Origin of the sequence: Tepidicaulis marinus, assembly GCF_000739695.1 — a bacterium.
Classification (GTDB): Bacteria; Pseudomonadota; Alphaproteobacteria; order Parvibaculales; family Parvibaculaceae; genus Tepidicaulis; species Tepidicaulis marinus.
The window spans coordinates 58,974-77,381 of sequence record NZ_BBIO01000002.1 but is presented as its reverse complement, the minus strand read 5'-3'; the positions used below and the strand labels follow the sequence as shown (position 1 = coordinate 77,381).

Sequence of the window (18,408 nt, the reverse complement as noted above, 5' to 3'; positions counted from 1 at the left end):
AAGAAACGGGACCGTTTCATGCTTCGTTTTCCTCCTTGGAAGCTTACCCTCGTCACGCTGATTGCGGTGCTGGGGTTCATCTACACCGCCCCTAACTTTTTCTCCAAAGAAAGCTTGAGCGGGCTTCCCGGCTGGGTGCCGCAAAGCCAGCTCGTTCTGGGGCTCGATCTTCAGGGCGGGTCTTACCTGCTGCTCGAAGTGGAAACGGATGTGCTTTACAAGGAGCGGCTGGAAACGCTGCGCACGGATGTGCGCAACACGCTGCGCCAGATCGACGATCCGCGGGTCCGCTTCCGCGTGCGCCAAACCAGCGAAGGGGTGACGGTTGCGCTGAACGACCCTGCGGACCGGGAACGGTCGATCGCTGCGCTGGAAGAGCTTGCCAGCTTCGTCGATACCAATCTCTTCGGGGGGCTGCCGGAGAAGGATATCGTGATCAATCCGGAAGGCGAAGATGCAATCACCGTCGCCTTTTCCGAGGCGGCGCGTACATCGATGGCGCAATCCGCGGTTTCCCAATCCATCGAGATCGTACGCCGGCGTATCGACGAACTGGGCACCACAGAGCCGACCATTCAGCGCCAGGGAGAAAACCGCATCGTGCTGGAAGTGCCGGGGCTCGACGATCCCCAGCGCTTGAAGGAGCTTCTCGGACAGACGGCCAAACTCAGCTTTCATCTTGTCGACCGCTCGATGACGGCGGCGCAGGCGCAAGCCACGCGCGTGCCCGCAGGTTCGCAAATCCTGCCTTTGGCAAACACCGATCCGCCCCAGGGCGTTCTGATCGAGCGGCGGGCCATGCTGAGCGGGGAAAACCTTGTCGATGCGAAGGCAAGCTTCGACCAGCAAACGAATGAGCCGATCGTCACCTTCCGGCTCGACACGAGCGGGGCGAACCGTTTTGGCGATGTCACGACGAAGAATGTGGGCTCACCCTTCGCTATTGTTCTCGACGATGTCGTGCTGAGCGCGCCGGTGATCCGCGAACCGATCCTGGGCGGCAGTGGCCAAATCAGCGGCGGTTTCTCGGTGAAAGAGGCAAACGATCTGGCCATCCTGCTGCGCGCAGGCGCGCTTCCCGCGCCGCTGACTATCCTTGAAGAACGCACGGTCGGGCCCGGCCTTGGCGCCGACTCGGTTGCCGCCGGCGAGATCGCGGCGATTATCGGGTTTACGGCGGTCGTTCTTTACATGGGCCTTGCCTATGGACTTTTCGGCTGGTTTGCCAATGTGGCGCTCATCACCAACGTGATGCTGATCGGCGCCGTTCTTTCGGTGCTCGGCGCGACGCTGACCTTGCCGGGGATTGCCGGGGTCGTGCTGACCATCGGTATGGCGGTCGATGCGAATGTGCTGATTTTCGAACGCATCCGCGAGGAGGTGAAAGCGGGCAAGATACCGCTTGTGGCGATCGAGAACGGGTATAACCGCGCGCTCGGCACCATTCTCGATGCCAATATCACGACCTTTATCGCGGCGGCCATCCTGTTCCAGCTCGGCGCAGGGCCCGTGCGCGGCTTCGCCGTAACGCTGGGCATCGGCATTCTGACTTCCGTCTTCACGGCATTCACATTGACGCGGATGTTCGTGGCGCTTTGGTACAAATCCCGCCGCCCGTCGGCACTTACGGTTTAAGGGGAACGAGCATGAGACTGAAACTTGTTCCGGAAGATACCTCGATCCCCTTTGTCGCCTATCGGAATATCGCTTATGCGTTTTCGATTCTCGTCGTTGCGGTCTCGCTCGCGCTTGTCTTCACGAAGGGGCTGAATTTCGGCATCGACTTCAAAGGCGGCACGATGATCGAAATCGAAACGCCGGAAGCTGCCGATATTGGCGCGATCCGCAGCCAGCTGAACGGGCTGGGGCTCGGGGATGTGCAGGTTCAAACTTTCGGCGCGCCCAATGATGTGCTGATCCGCATTCAAAGCCAGGGTGGTGAACCGGGCAGCGACCAGGAGGTGGTGGCGCTCGTCAAACAGGAACTCGGCGATGAGGTGCAATACCGCCGCGTCGAAGTGGTAGGCCCCAAGGTCAGCGGCGAACTGGTCAATTCCGGCGTGACAGCGGTCGTACTGGCGGTCGCGTTGATGCTTATTTATGTCTGGTTCCGCTTCGAGTGGCAGTTTTCCATCGGTGCGGTCCTGGCGCTGGTGCATGACGTCGTGACGACGATCGGTATATTCTCGCTCCTGCAAATCGAATTCAGCCTGCCCATTATCGCGGCCATCCTGACCATTGTCGGGTATTCCATGAACGACACCGTCGTCGTCTACGACCGCGTGCGCGAGAATTTACGCAAATACAAGCGCATGGATCTGGGCGAACTGATCGACAAAGCGATCAACGAAACGCTGACGCGCACCACCATGACTGCGCTGACGACCTTACTGGCGCTCGGCGCGCTCTATGTGTTCGGCGGCGAGGTCATTCGCGGTTTTACCTTTGCCATGATCTGGGGCGTTGTCGTCGGCACCTATTCCTCCATCTTCGTTGCGGCGCCGATCCTTCTGCTTCTCGGTGTCAAACGCGACTGGAGCGCAACGGCAAGCAGCCCCGAGCCCGGCAAAAAGGGCGCTTGAGACGTCAATGGAATTTTCCAATCCCGCCTTCCGCCAACCGCCCGTCGATGCTTACGGCGATGGCGGGTTCCGCGTGGACGGCAAGCGGGTGGAAGGCTCTATTCTTCTGCTTCCTGCCCGCATGCAGCCTTGGCCGGTACAAGACTTGAGCGTGTCGGGCCCGGATGTTTTCCGGCCGCTCATCGCCATGAAGAGCGATTTCGATGTGCTGCTGATCGGCTGCGGCAGGCAGATGGCGTTTTTACCGAAAGTGATTCGCGAGCATCTTTCCGGGCACGGCATATCCTTCGACGTCATGATCACGCCGGCTGCTTGCCGGACGTATAATATTCTTGCAAGTGAGGACAGGCCTGTCGCCGGTGCCTTCATTGCTGTGGACTAGTTTCCGATCTCCCCACGCTTTACTTGGCTTTTGCAGTTGATGCGCCTAGGGTTGCTTTGGTTTTTGCGAGTCGCTTCGAAGTGAGTCGCATAACTCCCGGCATTTGGCAGGGGGCCGGGTCTTGAGGCCTTTGGGTGTGAAACTTTTTGGGGAGGGCTATTATGGCTGCCATTCTCACGTCGCTTCGGAACACGGTGATTGCCGGTTTCGTCCTCGCGGCGGTTCTTGTTGCAATGTATTTAAATTGGGGCGGTGATTTCGGTCACGGCTTCTGGGCATTCATTTTCCGCTGGCTGCATGTCATCAGCGGGGTGATGTGGATCGGTCTGCTCTGGTATTTCAACTTCGTGCAGATCCCGAACATGCCGAACATTCCCGACGAACAGAAACCGGCTATCGGCAAAGTTATTGCGCCGGCGGCACTGTGGTGGTTCCGCTGGGGCGCCATGGCCACGATCGTGACCGGTATCATTCTGGCGTCGATGAACGGCTATCTGCTTGAAGCCTATACGCTTGGCATTATCGAGGGCTTTGCCGTCGAGAAGAATATTGCCATCGGTATTGGCATGTGGCTCGGCACCATTATGTGGTTCAACGTCTGGTTCGTTATCTGGCCGAACCAGAAAATCGCCCTCGGCATGGTAGATGCCGAAGCCGATGCGAAAGCAAAAGCGGCCCGGACCGCCATGCTGTTCTCGCGGACCAACACGCTTCTGTCGATCCCGATGCTCTTTGCCATGGTGTCGGCACAGAACATCTATTGATAAGCACCGGCCCCGGCCGGTAAAGCAAAGGGGCCGCTCTTGCAGCGGCCCCTTTATTTGTGAGGTGAAAGGTGAGCGAGACGCCCTTCGACCGGGTTCTGGAAGAGCTGCGCAGCCTCGATTTCGAGCGCTATCTGAGCCTGCTCGTCATTGCGGAAGAACCGCGCCGGGCGCTCACCGCGCTTTACGGATTGAATGCGGAAATCGCCAAGGTCCGCGAACTTGTCAGCGAACCCATGCTCGGCGAAATCCGCCTGCAATGGTGGCGGGAAACGGCGGAACATCTTTTTGAAGGCGAGACACGCGGCCATGACGTTGCCGCCTGTTTGGCCGAACTTCTCCCTGGAAGCCTTCTCGGCGCCGGAGATCTTATCGACCTTATCGACGGGCGCTCGCGCGATCTGGAAGCCGGGCTCTTTCAGGATTTCGGCGATCTCGATGCTTATGTGGAGGCGACGCAAGGACAGCTCATGCGCGTTGGCGCGAAACTGCTCGCCGGAAAAGAAATAGAGCCCGGATTGGACGCAGCGATCACAGCGGGTGCGCGGGCCTATGCCTATATGGGTTTTTTGCGGGCGCTGCCTTATCACGCCTCACAAGGCTACATGATGCTGCCGCAATCGCTGCTCGCCAAACATGAAGTGGAACTGGAAGACCTGTTCAACGGCGTGGCGCGGCCCGGCCTTTATGAAGCGATGCGCGAGATGGCGGAGCTTTCGCAAGAGGCGCTGAATGAGATGCGCCGTCATATGGGCGATGTGCCCAAAAGCTGTCTGCCGGTCTTTTTGCCGCTCGCCGTCCTGCCGCTTTATCAGAAACGCTATCTTGCCCGGAAAGACCATCCTTTCCGCGAACGGGTGGAGGTGCCTGCCTTCCGGCTGCAATGGCGTTTTTTGACGGCACAGTGGCGCGGGCGGATTTAGTTTTAACTTATTCGGCGGCGGCCATTTCCTGACCTTTCAGCCAGGTTTCGATATCGCGCAGCGCGCGGGCGGTGAGCGCCTGTTTGCGGGCGCGGCCTTTTTCCTTACCGCGCAGTCTCTTGCCGTCCGGTGACTTAGGCGGTTCGATTTCCGGGAAAAGCCCGAAATTCACATTCATCGGCTGGAAGGTTTCCGCCTCCGCGCCGCCGGTAATATGGCCGAGAAGCGCGCCGAGCGCCGAGGTAACAGGCGGCGGTACGGGCTGAGCGCCCCGCGCCTCAGCTGCTGCGAAGCGGCCGGCCAAAAGCCCCATAGCCGCACTTTCTACATAGCCTTCCACGCCGGTGATTTGACCTGCAAAGCGCAAGCGCGGATCGGCTTTCAGCCGCATCGAGGCATCGAGCACACGCGGCGAATTGATGAACGTATTGCGGTGCAGACCGCCAAGGCGGGCAAACTCGGCTTTCTCAAGCCCCGGGATCATCTGAAACACCCGCTTTTGTTCACCGTGACGCAGTTTGGTTTGAAAGCCGACCATGTTGTAAAGCGTGCCGAGCGCGTTGTCCTGGCGCAGCTGCACGATGGCGTAAGGCTTCACGTCCGGGTTATGCGGGTTCGTCAGGCCGACGGGCTTCATGGGACCATGACGCAAGGTTTCCGGTCCTCGCTCCGCCATCACTTCGATAGGCAGGCAGCCTTCGAAATATGGCGTGTTCTTTTCCCAGTCTTTGAATTCGGTTTTATCGCCGGTCAATAGCGCGTCGATGAAGGCGGCATATTGCTCTTTTTTCATCGGGCAATTGATGTAGTCCTTGCCCGTGCCGCCGGGACCCGGTTTGTCATAGCGGGATTGGTACCAGCAAATGTCGAAGTCGATGCTGTCCTTGTAGATAATCGGCGCGATCGCATCGAAGAAGGCAAGCTCGTCCGCGCCGGTCAGGCCTTTCACCGCTTCGCTAAGCGCGGGCGAGGTGAGGGGACCGGTCGCGATGATGACCGAGTGCCAGTCTTCCGGTGGCAGGCGGTCTACCTCGCCGCGCTCCACGGTGACGAGCGGATGGTTCTCGAGCGCCTCCGTCACCGCGCCGGAAAAAATATCCCGGTCGACGGCGAGGGCGCCGCCCGCCGGAACTTTCGCCTTTTCCGCGGCCTGCATGACGATGGAGCCCGCCCGGCGCATTTCTTCGTGCAAAAGCCCGACGGCATTATTTTCCCAATCATCGGAGCGGAAAGAATTCGAGCAGACAAGCTCGGCGAACCCGTCCGTCTGATGGGCGTCGGTGCCGCGCACGGGGCGCATTTCGTGCAGAATGACGGGCGTGCCGGCACTGGCAAGCTGCCAGGCAGCTTCCGACCCTGCCATGCCGGCGCCGATAACGTGAACGGGCTGAATGCTTTTATTGCTCATAAACGGGAAATAGCACTCTGCCGGACCGCTGGAAAGGGGCAAGCGCCGTAATTTTGATGCCCCATGCCAGGGAAGAGGCGCCCTTAATTCCAGTGTTTCGGGCGGCGGTCTTTCCAGGGGCATTCCTTCTCTAGCTGCCCGGCAAGGCGGAAGAGCGTGCCTTCATCGCCGTAGCGCCCGGTGAACATCATGCCGATGGGAAGCCCCGACGCGCTTTGCCAAAGCGGCACGGACATGGAGGGCTGACCGGTGAAGTTGAAAGGCGGCGTGAAGGGAAAGACCTTGCCCTGGCGTTTGTTGACTTCCTTCGGGTCGAGATTGACGGGATCGACATAGCCGATCTCCGGCGGCGGCGTGCCCATGACCGGGGAAAGATGCACATCGAATTCCTCAAAGAGCGAGAGGACCTGCCGGTTCAAGAGGCGCAGCTCCTGCCAGCCGTAAAGCGCCATTTCACCGGTGACGCGCGCGCCGTTGCGGTAAGCGGCCCAGGTCAGTTTTTCAAGTTCGTGCTCTTCCGGCTCCCGCCCGATGAGTTCCACGCGGCGGCGCATACCTGCGGCAAAGTTCGAGGCGGAGACCATGCCTTGCGCGCGGTAAAGGCGGCGGTAATCGACGCCGAGGCCGCGTTCCACCACTTCATGGCCTAGCGACTTGAGAAGCTCCACCGTCTTCTCGAAGGCCTGCTGAACTTCCGGATCGATCGGCTTGCCGTTCGGCGTTTCCGTGGAGACGGCGATTTTCAGCTTGCCGGGTGAAACGCCCACTTCCTCCAAATATGGGCGGGCCTTGGGCGGCGGGGCATAAGGGGAGGCAGCTTCCGGATAGCCCGTCGCATCCAGCATCGCCGCGCTGTCGCGCACGCTGCGCGAGACGACATGATCCACGCTGAAGCCGATGGCCCGGTCGAAATCGTCCGGCCCATTGGGGTTGCGGTCGCGGGTGATCTTCATGCCGAAAAGCCCGCAGCAGGCAGCGGGAATACGGATCGAGCCGAGCCCGTCGCTTGCATGAGCCAAGGGCACCATGCCGCTCGCCACGGCCGAGGCCGCGCCGCCGGAAGAACCGCCCGCAATATGCTTCTCGTTCCAGGGAGAGCGGCAGGGACCGAGCCGGGCAGATTCCGTCGTGCCCGTGATGCCATATTCCGGGGTGTTGGTTTTCCCCAGAATGACGATACCGGATGCACGGAAGCGGCGGGTGAGCTCACTGTCCTCACTGTCCACACGCGTGCCGATGAAATGGCTGCCATCGGTGCGCGGCAGGCCCGCGACTTTCAGACCAAGGTCCTTGATGAGAAACGGCACGCCCTGAAAGGGGCCGTCCGGCAACGCGCCTTTCGCCGTCTGTCTTGCCTCATCAAAGGCTTCATGCACAACGGCGTTCAAAGCCGGGTTGTGCTTTTCAATGCGCTCGATGGCGGCATCTACGAGTTCGAGCGGCGTGACCTCTTTTTTTGCAACAAGCGCGGCAAGGCCGAGCCCGTCATAGTCTGCATAATTTTTCATTCCGTCTCCTCCCAAAGACCGGTGTCAGCCGGATGTCAGTTCCAGACCTGCGGCTTTCTTTCCTTCCAGGGGCGGGCCGTTTCGAGCTGCGCGGCAAGGCGCAGCAGCAAACCTTCTTCCCCGAAGCGCCCGGCGAACATAACCCCGACGGGCAGCCCTTCCGGCGTCCAATGCAGCGGCAGCGAAATGGCGGGCTGGCCGGTAGCATTCTCGATAGCCGTGAAAGGCACGTAAGCCTGCACGGGCGCGAACGCTTTCTCCGGATCGGTTTCATGAATATCGACCGAGCCCAAGGGAAGTGGCGGCGCGCCCAGCGTGGTCGTCATCCAGGCATCATAGGTGGCATGGAACCGCGCCATCTCGCGCCCCAGCATCTGAAAGGCGCTCACGGCCATGAGATATTGCGAAGCGGTGATACTTTGCCCGGCTTTGTAAAGGCCCCAGGTCAACCCTTCGAGGTTTTCTTCGCCCGGCACCTTGCCTGTGAATTGCGCGGTCGCATCGATCTGCATGGCAAGACCGGCGGCCCAAACGGCCATGAAGGCGCCGGACATCATTTCCATGTTGAGATTGGGCGCCGTTTCCACAACCTCGTGACCGAGCTCTTCGAGAAGTTTTGCCGTTTCCTGCACCGCTTTCACGCATTCAGGGTGGACGCTGTTGCCGCCCAGATCCTTGGTGGAAAATGCGATGCGCAGTTTGCCTGCGGGCCGTTTTACTTCCTCAAGGAAGGGGCGCTCAGGCACCGGCGCCATATAAGGATCGCCCGGTTCCGGCCCGCTCGTGCAATCGAGCATGGCCGCGCTGTCACGCACGCTGCGCGAGACGATATGCTCGCTGATCAACCCGCTCATAATATCGCCCAGCATGGGCCCGAGCGGATTGCGCGCGCGGGTCGGCTTCAGCCCGACAAGCCCGCAGCAGGAAGCGGGAATGCGGATGGAGCCGCCGCCATCATTCGCATGCGCCATGGGCACGATGCCGGCGGCAACTGCCGCGCCCGAACCGCCGGAAGACCCACCTGTGGAATGATCCAGGTTCCAGGGATTGCGCGCAGGCCCGTAAAGTTCGGATTCGGTGATCGGCAAAAGGCCGAATTCCGGCACATTGGTTTTGCCGAGAATGGAAACGCCTGATGCCTTGAAACGCTGTGTCAGCGTGCTGTCAGCAGGGGCAGGCAGGCCTTGCATGAGGCGCGAGCCGGAGCGCGTTTCCACCCCCGCCACATCGCCGAGAATATCTTTCAACAAAAAAGGCACGCCGGAGAAGGGGCCTTTGGCCGGAGCCTTTGCCGCGTCCCGGCCCATATCGTAAAGCTTGGTGACGACGGCGTTGAGTGTGGGATTGTGTTTCTCGATGCGGGTGATCGCTTCTTCCGCCAGCTCGCTTGCACTGACCTCGCCTTTGGCGACAAGTGCCGCCAGGCCGAGCCCGTCATAATCTGCATATTCGTTGAACGCCATGAGCTCCCTCTCTTTTCTTATGAGGGATGATAGTCAGGTCTGCGGCGCTTTGTCAGCTTTCATGCGAATGGAAAAAGCGGCGCGCCTTGGATGGCGGGGGAGAATTCCGCGGGCTCTTCGCCTTCTTTCCAGGCAGGCACACGCAAAAGTGCAGTGCGCAGGAGCTCGGTGCCTTCCGGTCCTTCATCGCGGCTGACATCGCCCACATTAATGAGGCGCACGGAAATCTCTTCTTCCGTCAAATCCACCAGCCCATAGCCATGGCTGTTGGAATCGAGGAAATTGAGGCCCGGATTGGCACTTTTCGACGCAAAGACGCCCGACACATTGGGACTGCCGGTGACGGAGGCGGCAAGGCCCGCCAACACGCCGTTCACCAGACTGTTGTTCCAGTTCTCGACCGGCCCTTCCGGGGTTTCATAAACAACGAGGCGGCGCAAGCTCTCACTGCCGCGCGAGCGGGCCTCCACGCCTTCATAAAGATTGCCGGAACTGATGCTCGTTACCGCGAATTCGACGGCGGCAAATTCCGTTTTCTCAGCATCGGGATCGACGGGCAGGCGGCCTGCGGCGTGGGTATGATAATCGCCCGCGCAAGAAACGACATTGGCGATTTTTTCCTCGCGCAAATAACCCATGAGTTCTGTCAACTCACCCGGATAGCCCTGCCAGGCATCGGTGCCGAGATAGCCCGTATCGAGGCCCGCGAAGGGAATGGAGCCGAGATTGAGGCGCAGCGGCAGAGCCGGAATGGAATTCGCCCAGATTTTCCAGCGCGCGCCCGACTGTTTCATCACTTCTTTGAACCAGGCTTTTTGCTGCGCGCCGAGGCAGGTGCCGGGCGGGGCCGCGCGGCGCGGATTGGGGATGGAGGTTTCCTTATAGGTAATCGTTTCAGGCGGCGCGCCATTATTCGCGGTGCGTCCGGCATCCAGTGTCTTGACGATATCGACGGGGGGCAAGGGCGCCTCGGCGAGCAGGGCTTCGACCGCGCCGCTTACCACAGGCGGGCTGCGGTAAGAACGCGTGTCCGTGACGATGAGATCGGCAAGGCTGCCCCAGGAAAAAGCGCGGTAGATGGTCAGCGTTTCAAGTGCCGTCTTGTTGTCACCATCAAACAGATACGCGTCATCATATGTTTCGAAGGGCGCATCCTCGACCGCGGCATCTACAAAATCAGTAGCGGCATTCTCAACGCCGCCAATGCCGGGTCCATCGCTTAAGATCGCGGGGATGAATTCGAACCAGGCGCGGTTGGCGGCAACCTTGCGCCGCTGTGCCGGTTCTCCCTCGCCAAAGTAAGTGTCGTGGGCCTGCCAGGCATCATTGGTGAATTCGTGATCGTCCCAGGTACAGATGAAGGGAAAGCGCGCGCGGGCCGCCTGCAAATCGGGATCGGAAAGATAGACCTTATAAAGGTGGCGGTAATCGGCAAGCGTCACCGCTGCTTGTGCGCCCGGCTGCCACCAGGTGCGCGTGCCGTCCGGCACCCAGGGCGGGCTGCCATCGGGCAGCTTCGGCACGAGCCGGGCAGGGGTGCGGTCCATCGGCACATCGCCCGTTACCTCGTAAATGAAGTCGCCAAGATGCAGAACGAAATCGATCTGCGCTTCTTCGGGCACGCGCCTATCCTCGCGCACGAGATGCCGCCAGGCGCTGAAATAGCCTTGCTCGTAATTCTGGCAGGAGGCGATGGCAAAGCGCACGGGCCGCTTGCTGCCCGGTTCCGGTGCCGTGCGGCTGCGGCCAATGAAGGGTGTGACATCAGGGCCGGCGAAGAAACGGTAGAAATAGCGCGTATCGGGTTTCAATCCTTGCGCAAAAAAGCGCACCGTGTGATCTGCTTCGGACAGTGCACGGAGAGCCTGTTCGATCACGACATTGGAAAAGTCTTCCTGTTCGGAGACCTGAACATAAAGATCGATGGGATCATCCGCGCCGCTCAATGCTTCGACCCGCGTCCAGAGCATCAGCGCGTCGGGCTGCGGATCGCCGGAGGCAAGGCCTTGCGGGAAATGATAAAGCCCCAACCCCGGTTCGGCGAGGGCCGCGGAAAAGCGGGGCGTGAATGGCAGCGCGGCCATGCCCGCATAGGCGCCCGCGCCGGCCAGGAACCATTTGAGAAAACGGCGCCGACTGATATCCCTCACATTACCCCCCATTACGCAAGCCGCAGAACCCAGCCTGTGCCAACGCTCCCCTACGTCCGCGCAGCCTAAAGAGCCCATGCCATGATTAGCCCGCCCGGCGCGCGGGCGCAACGCCGGAACGGGGTCATCTTCGCATTCTGCACCAAGCCGCTTATTCGGCGGCCGCGCGGCGGGTCTTGCTTGCCGGGCTCTTTTTACCGGCGGTTTTCTTTGCGGCGGTTTTTTTAGCGGCTGTCTTTTTGCTCGCCGTCTTCCTGACCGGTGCCTTTGCTGTTTTTGGTTTTTCCGCCGTCTTGGTTTTCGTTTTGGCTTTCGCTTTGGTTTTTGGCGCCGGTTTTTCCTTGCGCGGAGGCATGGGCATTTCGATGCGTTTCGGGGCCTTGCGGGCGGGGCCGCGGCTCTTCTGGCGTTTCAGAATTTCCTTGAGGTAATGGCCCGTGTAGGAGCGTTTTTCCTCGGCCACCTCTTCGGGGCGTCCCGCAGCCACGATCTCGCCGCCGCCATTACCGCCCTCCGGGCCGAGATCGAGGATCCAGTCGGCGGTTTTGATCACTTCCAGATTGTGCTCGATGACGACAACGGTGTTGCCGGTGTCGACCAACTCATGCAGCACATCGAGCAGCTTTTTCACATCATGAAAGTGCAGACCTGTCGTCGGCTCGTCGAGAATATAGATCGTGCGGCCCGTGGCGCGGCGGGAAAGTTCCTTGGCGAGTTTGACGCGCTGGGCTTCGCCGCCCGACAGCGTCGTCGCCTGTTGACCAACCTTGATATAGCCGAGGCCGACACGCTGCAGCACTTCCATCTTCTCGCGTACCGCCGGAACGGCTTTGAAGAAAGAGGCCGCTTCATCCACCGTCATTTCCAGAACGTCGGCGATGGATTTGTCCTTGAACTTCACCTCCAGCGTTTCGCGGTTATAGCGATGCCCGTGGCAGGCGTCGCATTCCACATAGACGTCCGGCAGGAAGTGCATTTCGATCTTGATGACGCCGTCGCCTTGGCACGCCTCGCAGCGCCCGCCTTTGACATTGAAGGAGAAGCGGCCGGGTTTATAACCGCGCGCCCGCGATTCCGGCAGGCCTGCAAACCAGTCACGGATATGGGTGAAGGCGCCGGTATAGGTCGCCGGGTTCGAGCGCGGCGTGCGGCCGATCGGCGATTGGTCGATATCGATAATCTTGTCGAGAAACTCCAGTCCTTCGATCTGGTCGAACGGTTCGGCATGTTCGCGCGCACCCGTCAGCCGCCGGGCAACGGACTTATAGATCGTCTCGATGAGAAGGGTGGACTTGCCGCCGCCCGATACCCCGGTGACGCAGGTGAACGTGCCGAGCGGAATTTCCGCCGTTACGTTCTTCAAATTGTTGCCCCGCGCGCCGGTCACTTTCAGACGCCTGGTATCGGAGATGGGCCGGCGCTCGGAGGGAATATCGATCTGCTCGAAGCCGGTGAGATACCGGCCCGTCAGGCTTTCGGTATTCGCCATGATGTCTTTCGGCGTGCCTTCCGCGACGACATGGCCGCCATGGATGCCCGCACCAGGGCCGATATCGAGCACATAATCGGCGGCGCGGATGGCATCTTCATCATGTTCCACGACGATGACGGTATTACCGAGATCGCGCAGCCGTTCCAGCGTGGCGAGCAGGCGGTCATTGTCGCGCTGATGCAGGCCGATGGAGGGCTCGTCGAGCACGTAAAGCACACCGGTGAGGCCCGAGCCGATTTGCGAGGCAAGACGGATGCGCTGAGATTCCCCGCCCGACAGCGTGCCGGAATTGCGCGAGAGGCTGAGATAATCGAGCCCGACATTGTTGAGGAAGTGAAGGCGCTCGCGGATTTCCTTCAATACGCGGCTGGCGATTTCGAGTTGCTTGTCGGTGAGATAGCCGTCGAGTTCGGCGAACCATTTGTCCGCTTCCTTGATGGAAAGCTGAGAGACTTCACCGACATGGCGTCCGCTGATCTTCACGGCCAGCGCTTCCGGCTTCAGGCGGTAGCCGTTACAGGTCTCGCAATTCGTGACGTTCTGATATTTCTCGATTTCCTCGCGCGCCCAGCTGCTGTCCGTCTCGCGCCAGCGCCGTTCCAGATTGGGGATGACACCTTCGAAGGGTTTGCGCGTCTGATAGGAGCGCAAGCCATCGTCATAATTGAAGGTGACTTCCTCATTGCCGGACCCATAGAGGATGACGTTCTGCGCTTGTTTGGGAAGCTCCGACCAGGGCTTGGTCATGGAGAACTTGTATTTGCGCGCCAGGCTGTCGAGCGTCTGTGTGTAATAGGGCGAGGTCGAGCGGGACCAGGGCGCAACGGCTCCCTGGCGCAGGCTCAATCCCGGATCAGGCACCACAAGATCGGCATCGATAATATATTGCGTGCCGAGCCCGTCACAGGCGGGGCAGGCGCCGAAAGGATTGTTGAAGGAAAAGAGCCGGGGCTCGATCTCGTCGATCGTGAAGCCGGAAACGGGGCAGGCAAAACGCTCCGAAAAGATGATGCGCTCCGGCGTCTCGCCTTCCTTGGCATCGGCGAGCTCGGCGACGGCGATGCCGTCGGCCAGCGGCAGGGCGATTTCAAGGGAGTCCGCTACCCGGTTGCCGAGATCGCCGCGCACCACCAGCCGGTCCACCACCACATCGATATCGTGCTTGTACTTTTTGTCGAGGGCCGGCACCTCGTCGATCTCATAAAACTTCCCGTCGACCTTCACGCGCTGGAAGCCGCGTTTTTGCAGATCGGCGAATTCCTTGCGGTACTCGCCCTTGCGCCCGCGCACGATGGGGGCGAGGAGGTAAAGCCGCGTGCCTTCGGGCAGCGCCATAATGCGGTCCACCATCTGCGTGACCGTCTGGCTTTCGATGGGCAGGCCCGTGGCCGGGGAGTAGGGAATGCCGACACGCGCCCAAAGCAGGCGCATATAGTCGTAGATTTCCGTCACCGTGCCGACCGTGGAGCGCGGGTTGCGCGAGGTGGTTTTCTGCTCGATGGAAATGGCGGGGGAGAGACCGTCGATCTGGTCCACATCCGGTTTCTGCATCATCTCCAAAAACTGGCGCGCATAGGCCGAGAGGCTCTCCACATAGCGCCGCTGGCCTTCCGCATAGATCGTGTCGAACGCCAGCGAAGATTTACCCGACCCGGACAGGCCCGTGATCACCACCAGCTTGTCGCGCGGGATCTGCACGGTGATGTTTTTCAGATTGTGTTCGCGGGCGCCGGAAACGGTGATGAACTTCTGCATGGCGCGTCAAAATCCTAACTGGCTTCGTGTGGGCGTCGGGGCGGGTGAAAACCGTCTGGCCGTTCATATAGCGCATCGGGGAATTTTTCACCCCTGCGCGAGGGGGCGGACACGGCTTCTTGACCCTTCCTGCCACTTATGGAACATAATAAGAACAAATGCCACGCGGCGTTGAGTCTGGCAAGAGCCGCCAGGCCCATTCTGTCCACAGGTAAAGCGGGACCATTTCCGCCGAACCTATAGCCCCGCTCTGGGCTTTCCTTTAGGGTCGCGTCCAGATTATTCCGTTCCGCGCGCCGCCTGTTTTAAGCTGCGATGCCCGCGGGGCCTGCAATACGAGGAGAAGCAACATATGGCCGGGAGCGTCAACAAAGTCATTTTGATCGGGAACCTGGGCGCCGATCCGGAGATCCGCCACACCCAGGACGGCCGGCCGATTTGCAATCTGCGCGTTGCTACCTCCGATAGCTGGCGCGACAAGAATACCGGCGAGCGGCGCGAGCGCACCGAATGGCACCGGGTTGTGATCTTCAATGAGGGGCTCTGCAAGATTGCCGAGCAATATCTGAAAAAGGGCTCCAAGGTCTATCTGGAAGGCCAATTGCAGACCCGCAAATGGCAGGATCAGTCCGGCCAGGACCGCTATTCGACGGAAGTCGTGCTGCAGGGCTTCAACTCGTCGCTGACCATGCTGGACGGGCGCAGCGGCGGCGGTTCCGGCGGGGGCGATTTCGGCGGCTCCTCGGGCGGTTATGACAATGGCAATTTCGGCGGCGGCCAGAGCGGCGGCGGCAGCTTCAATCAGGACATGGACGACGAAATTCCGTTCTGACGGTCATTCCGAAGCAAGGTTTTGAAGGGCGGCGCAAGCCGCCCTTCGTGTTTTAACGCGCCCGTTTCGGGCTTTGTTTCCGAGGCGGCAAAGAGCGCGCGCGGGGCTCTTTTCCTGAAGGCATTTTTTCTTTGAAAGTCAGGGACTTAAGGGGTCCTTTCAAGGGCATATGATCATTGCCCTTGAAGGGGTGAAATGCTATTCTTCGCGTCTCATATTTCAGGGGATTCGGGCAGCCGTCCTTATCCGTTTCTGGGTTCGATTATGTGCCCCGGCGCATCCTGCTTCCGGGGCAGTTTTTTGAAGGTAAGCAAGTTTGTCCGACACGCATGACACGACAGCACCGGGCGATGAACCTCTCCCGGAAGGCGGTGGAAATTTGGGCAATGGAGGGGGCTCCGATGGTTCGGGCGGAGGCCCTGGCGGCACTGGCGGCGGCATTCCGCCGGAGCGCGATGTAAGCCCGATCGCGATCGAGGAGGAGATGAAACGCTCCTATCTCGATTATGCGATGAGCGTGATCGTCAGCCGTGCGCTGCCGGACGTGCGGGACGGGCTGAAGCCCGTGCACCGGCGCATTCTCTACTCGATGGGCGAAAACGGCTACGACTGGAATAAGCCTTACCGCAAGTCCGCCCGCGTGGTCGGGGACGTGATCGGTAAATATCATCCTCATGGCGACTCTTCGATCTATGACGCGCTGGTGCGCATGGCGCAGGACTTCTCGCTGCGCCTGCCGCTGATCGACGGGCAGGGCAATTTCGGCTCGGTTGACGGCGATCCGCCCGCCGCCATGCGGTACACGGAAGTGCGCATGGCCAAAGCCGCCCATGCGCTTCTCAACGACATCGACAAAGACACGGTCGATTATCAGGACAACTACGACAATTCCGAGCGCGAACCGAAGGTTCTGCCGGCCGAATTTCCCAACCTTCTGGTCAATGGTGCCGGCGGTATCGCGGTCGGCATGGCCACCAATATTCCGCCCCACAATCTGGGCGAAGTGGTGGATGCCTGTATCGCGCTGATCGAGAACCCGGATCTTTCCATCGACCAGCTCATGGAAATCGTGCCGGGGCCGGACTTTCCGACAGGCGGCCTCATTCTCGGCCGGGCGGGCATCCGCAGCGCCTATCATCTGGGCCGCGGTTCCGTCGTCATGCGCGGCAAGGTGGAGATCGAGGAAGTCCGCAAGGACCGCATGGCGATCATCATCACCGAAATTCCCTATCAGGTGAATAAAGCCTCGATGATCGAAAAGATTGCCGAACTCGTCCGCGAAAAGCGGATCGAGGGGATTGGCGATCTGCGCGATGAGTCCGACCGGCAGGGCATGCGTGTCGTGATCGAGCTGCGCCGCGATGCGGTGCCCGACGTGGTGCTCAACCAGCTTTACCGTTTCTCGCCGCTGCAAACGAGCTTCGGCTGCAACACCGTGGCGCTCTATCATGGCCGCCCGGAAACGATGAACCTCAAGGAACTGCTCGAGGCTTTTGTCGAGTTCCGCCAGACGGTCGTGACGCGGCGCACCAAGTTCGAGTTGAACAAAGCGCGCGACAGGGCCCATGTGCTGGTCGGCCTTGCCGTTGCGGTGGCAAATATCGACGAGGTCATTCAGCTCATCCGCACGGCGCCAGATCCCGGCGCGGCGCGCGATGCCCTGATGAGCCGGGACTGGCCCGCCCATGACGTGGCGCCGCTGATCCGCCTGATCGATGACCCGCGGCACTTGATCAAGGAAGACGGCACGTTCCGCCTTTCCGAGACCCAGGCCCGCGCGATCCTCGATCTGCGCCTGCAGCGTCTGACGGCGCTCGGCCGGGACGAGGTGGGCGACGAGCTCAACGCGCTGGGCGAAAAGATTGCCAAATATCTGGCAATTCTGTCGAGCCGCGCCCGTGTGCTGGAAATCATCCGGGATGAGCTGACGAAAGTCCGCGAAGAATTCGCCACCCCGCGCCGTACCGAGATCACCGACGCCTCCAACGAAATGGAGGACGAGGATCTTATCCAGCGTGAGGATATGGTCGTTACCGTCAGCCATCTCGGCTACATCAAGCGCGTGCCGCTTTCCGCCTACCGGGCGCAGCGGCGCGGCGGCAAGGGCCGCTCGGGCATGTCGACGCGGGACGAGGATTTCGTCACCCGTCTTTTCGTCGCGAACACCCACACGCCCGTGCTGTTCTTCTCTTCGACCGGCATGGTCTACAAGATGAAGGTCTGGCGCCTGCCGCTGGCAACGCCGCAGGCGCGCGGCAAGGCGCTCGTCAATCTTCTGCCGCTGCAGCAGGGTGAGACGATCGCCACGATCATGCCGCTGCCCGAAGACGAGGATACCTGGCACGAGCTCGATGTGCTCTTTGCCACGCGCTCGGGCAATGTGCGCCGGAACAAGCTGTCGGACTTCGTGCAGATCAACCGCAATGGCAAGATCGCCATGAAGATCGAAGGCGATGACGGGATTGTCGCGGTGCGGATCGGTTCGGAAGACGATGATATCGTGCTGACCTCCGCCAATGGGCGCTGCATCCGCTTCCCCGTGACGGATGTGCGTGTCTTTTCCGGCCGCACCTCGACCGGCGTGCGCGGTATCCGTCTTGATGCTTCCGACACGGTCATCTCCATGGCCATTTTGCGGCATCTCGACGTCTCGCCTGCCGAAGCGCGCGCCTATCTCAAGCAGTCGAACGCCATGCGCCGGGCGGCCGGGGACGAAGACGTGCCGGAGGAAATCGCGGCGGATGAAGAGGGCGATGAAGCCGGAGAAGGCGACGTGGCGCTCAGCGCCGAGCGCTATGCGGAGATCGGTGCGGCGGAGCAGTTCCTCTTGACCGTCAGCGAAAACGGCTATGGCAAGCGCTCTTCCTCGCTTGAATACCGGACCTCGGGCCGCGGCGGCAAAGGCATCATCGCCATGGCCGTGACGAAACGGAACGGCCGTCTGGCCGCCTGTTTCCCCGTCGAGGATCATGATGAGATCATGCTGGTGAGCGACCGCGGGCAGCTTATCCGCTGCCCAGTCAACGATGTGCGCATTGCCGGACGCTCCACGCAGGGCGTCGTTATTTTCCGCACGAACAAAGACGAGCGCGTCGTCTCGGTGGAACATATCGATGAAAGCTCCGACGAAGACGAAGAACAAGAATAAA

General features: G+C 60.6%; 12 protein-coding genes. 7 read left to right on the top strand and 5 right to left on the bottom strand.

Annotated features, from left to right (window positions below):
• Positions 1-18: 18 nt before the first annotated feature.
• The 5 genes from secD to M2A_RS02410 all read left to right on the top strand — a co-directional run bounded on the left by secD (position 19) and on the right by M2A_RS02410 (position 4,651).
• A complete protein-coding gene (gene secD, locus M2A_RS02430) occupies positions 19-1,635 on the top strand; it encodes a protein translocase subunit SecD (RefSeq protein WP_045442549.1) in 1,617 nt (538 codons plus the stop codon).
• Between the two features lie 11 nt (positions 1,636-1,646).
• On the top strand, positions 1,647-2,582 hold the full coding sequence (gene secF, locus M2A_RS02425; RefSeq protein WP_045442546.1) for a protein translocase subunit SecF: 936 nt from the start codon (positions 1,647-1,649) through the stop codon (positions 2,580-2,582).
• Between the two features lie 7 nt (positions 2,583-2,589).
• The gene (locus M2A_RS02420) at positions 2,590-2,964 is read left to right on the top strand and encodes an Mth938-like domain-containing protein (RefSeq protein ID WP_045442544.1); all 375 of its coding nucleotides are present in this window, start codon (positions 2,590-2,592) and stop codon (positions 2,962-2,964) included.
• Positions 2,965-3,125: 161 nt separating this feature from the next.
• Positions 3,126-3,728, top strand: coding sequence for a urate hydroxylase PuuD (locus tag M2A_RS02415; protein WP_045442542.1), 603 nt, complete (start codon positions 3,126-3,128; stop codon positions 3,726-3,728).
• Between the two features lie 71 nt (positions 3,729-3,799).
• Positions 3,800-4,651, top strand: coding sequence for a phytoene/squalene synthase family protein (locus M2A_RS02410; RefSeq protein WP_052379142.1), 852 nt, complete (start codon positions 3,800-3,802; stop codon positions 4,649-4,651).
• Between the two features lie 7 nt (positions 4,652-4,658).
• Here the strand turns inward: M2A_RS02410 and trmFO are convergent, their stop codons facing one another.
• The 5 genes from trmFO to uvrA form a co-directional block, all read right to left on the bottom strand.
• Positions 4,659-6,059 carry a methylenetetrahydrofolate--tRNA-(uracil(54)-C(5))-methyltransferase (FADH(2)-oxidizing) TrmFO gene (trmFO, locus tag M2A_RS02405; RefSeq protein WP_045442540.1) on the bottom strand — a complete coding sequence of 467 codons (1,401 nt, stop codon included), beginning with the start codon at positions 6,057-6,059 and terminating at the stop codon, positions 4,659-4,661.
• A gap of 83 nt (positions 6,060-6,142) precedes the next feature.
• Positions 6,143-7,567: an amidase gene (locus tag M2A_RS02400; RefSeq protein WP_045442537.1), complete on the bottom strand. Its 1,425-nt coding sequence runs from the start codon at positions 7,565-7,567 to the stop codon at positions 6,143-6,145.
• Between the two features lie 35 nt (positions 7,568-7,602).
• Positions 7,603-9,030, bottom strand: a complete 1,428-nt coding sequence (locus M2A_RS02395) for an amidase (protein WP_045442535.1) — start codon at positions 9,028-9,030, stop codon at positions 7,603-7,605.
• Between the two features lie 59 nt (positions 9,031-9,089).
• Positions 9,090-11,180, bottom strand: a complete 2,091-nt coding sequence (locus M2A_RS02390; protein ID WP_197052816.1) for an alkaline phosphatase D family protein — start codon at positions 11,178-11,180, stop codon at positions 9,090-9,092.
• A gap of 151 nt (positions 11,181-11,331) precedes the next feature.
• On the bottom strand, positions 11,332-14,427 hold the full coding sequence (uvrA, locus tag M2A_RS02385; RefSeq protein WP_081875333.1) for an excinuclease ABC subunit UvrA: 3,096 nt from the start codon (positions 14,425-14,427) through the stop codon (positions 11,332-11,334).
• Between the two features lie 352 nt (positions 14,428-14,779).
• On the opposite strand from uvrA, the gene M2A_RS02380 reads away from it, so the two are divergent.
• Together M2A_RS02380 and gyrA are read left to right on the top strand one after the other, a co-directional pair.
• Complete coding sequence (locus M2A_RS02380; RefSeq protein ID WP_045442531.1) at positions 14,780-15,259, top strand: single-stranded DNA-binding protein; 480 nt, start codon at positions 14,780-14,782, stop codon at positions 15,257-15,259.
• A 484-nt stretch (positions 15,260-15,743) separates the two neighbouring features.
• On the top strand, positions 15,744-18,407 hold the full coding sequence (gene gyrA, locus M2A_RS02375; RefSeq protein ID WP_439645648.1) for a DNA gyrase subunit A: 2,664 nt from the start codon (positions 15,744-15,746) through the stop codon (positions 18,405-18,407).
• Position 18,408 lies beyond the last annotated feature (1 nt).

What these genes read in the sequence shown, in the direction of transcription:
- trmFO (WP_045442540.1), bottom strand. Translation starts at nt 6,059, where the DNA reads ATGAGCAATAAAAGCATTCAGCCCGTTCACGTTATCGGCGCCGGCATG.
- M2A_RS02415 (WP_045442542.1), top strand. Translation starts at nt 3,126, where the DNA reads ATGGCTGCCATTCTCACGTCGCTTCGGAACACGGTGATTGCCGGTTTC.
- M2A_RS02380 (WP_045442531.1), top strand. Translation starts at nt 14,780, where the DNA reads ATGGCCGGGAGCGTCAACAAAGTCATTTTGATCGGGAACCTGGGCGCC.
- M2A_RS02420 (WP_045442544.1), top strand. Translation starts at nt 2,590, where the DNA reads ATGGAATTTTCCAATCCCGCCTTCCGCCAACCGCCCGTCGATGCTTAC.
- secF (WP_045442546.1), top strand. Translation starts at nt 1,647, where the DNA reads ATGAGACTGAAACTTGTTCCGGAAGATACCTCGATCCCCTTTGTCGCC.
- uvrA (WP_081875333.1), bottom strand. Translation starts at nt 14,427, where the DNA reads ATGCAGAAGTTCATCACCGTTTCCGGCGCCCGCGAACACAATCTGAAA.
- M2A_RS02400 (WP_045442537.1), bottom strand. Translation starts at nt 7,567, where the DNA reads ATGAAAAATTATGCAGACTATGACGGGCTCGGCCTTGCCGCGCTTGTT.
- M2A_RS02395 (WP_045442535.1), bottom strand. Translation starts at nt 9,030, where the DNA reads ATGGCGTTCAACGAATATGCAGATTATGACGGGCTCGGCCTGGCGGCA.
- secD (WP_045442549.1), top strand. Translation starts at nt 19, where the DNA reads ATGCTTCGTTTTCCTCCTTGGAAGCTTACCCTCGTCACGCTGATTGCG.
- gyrA (WP_439645648.1), top strand. Translation starts at nt 15,744, where the DNA reads ATGAAACGCTCCTATCTCGATTATGCGATGAGCGTGATCGTCAGCCGT.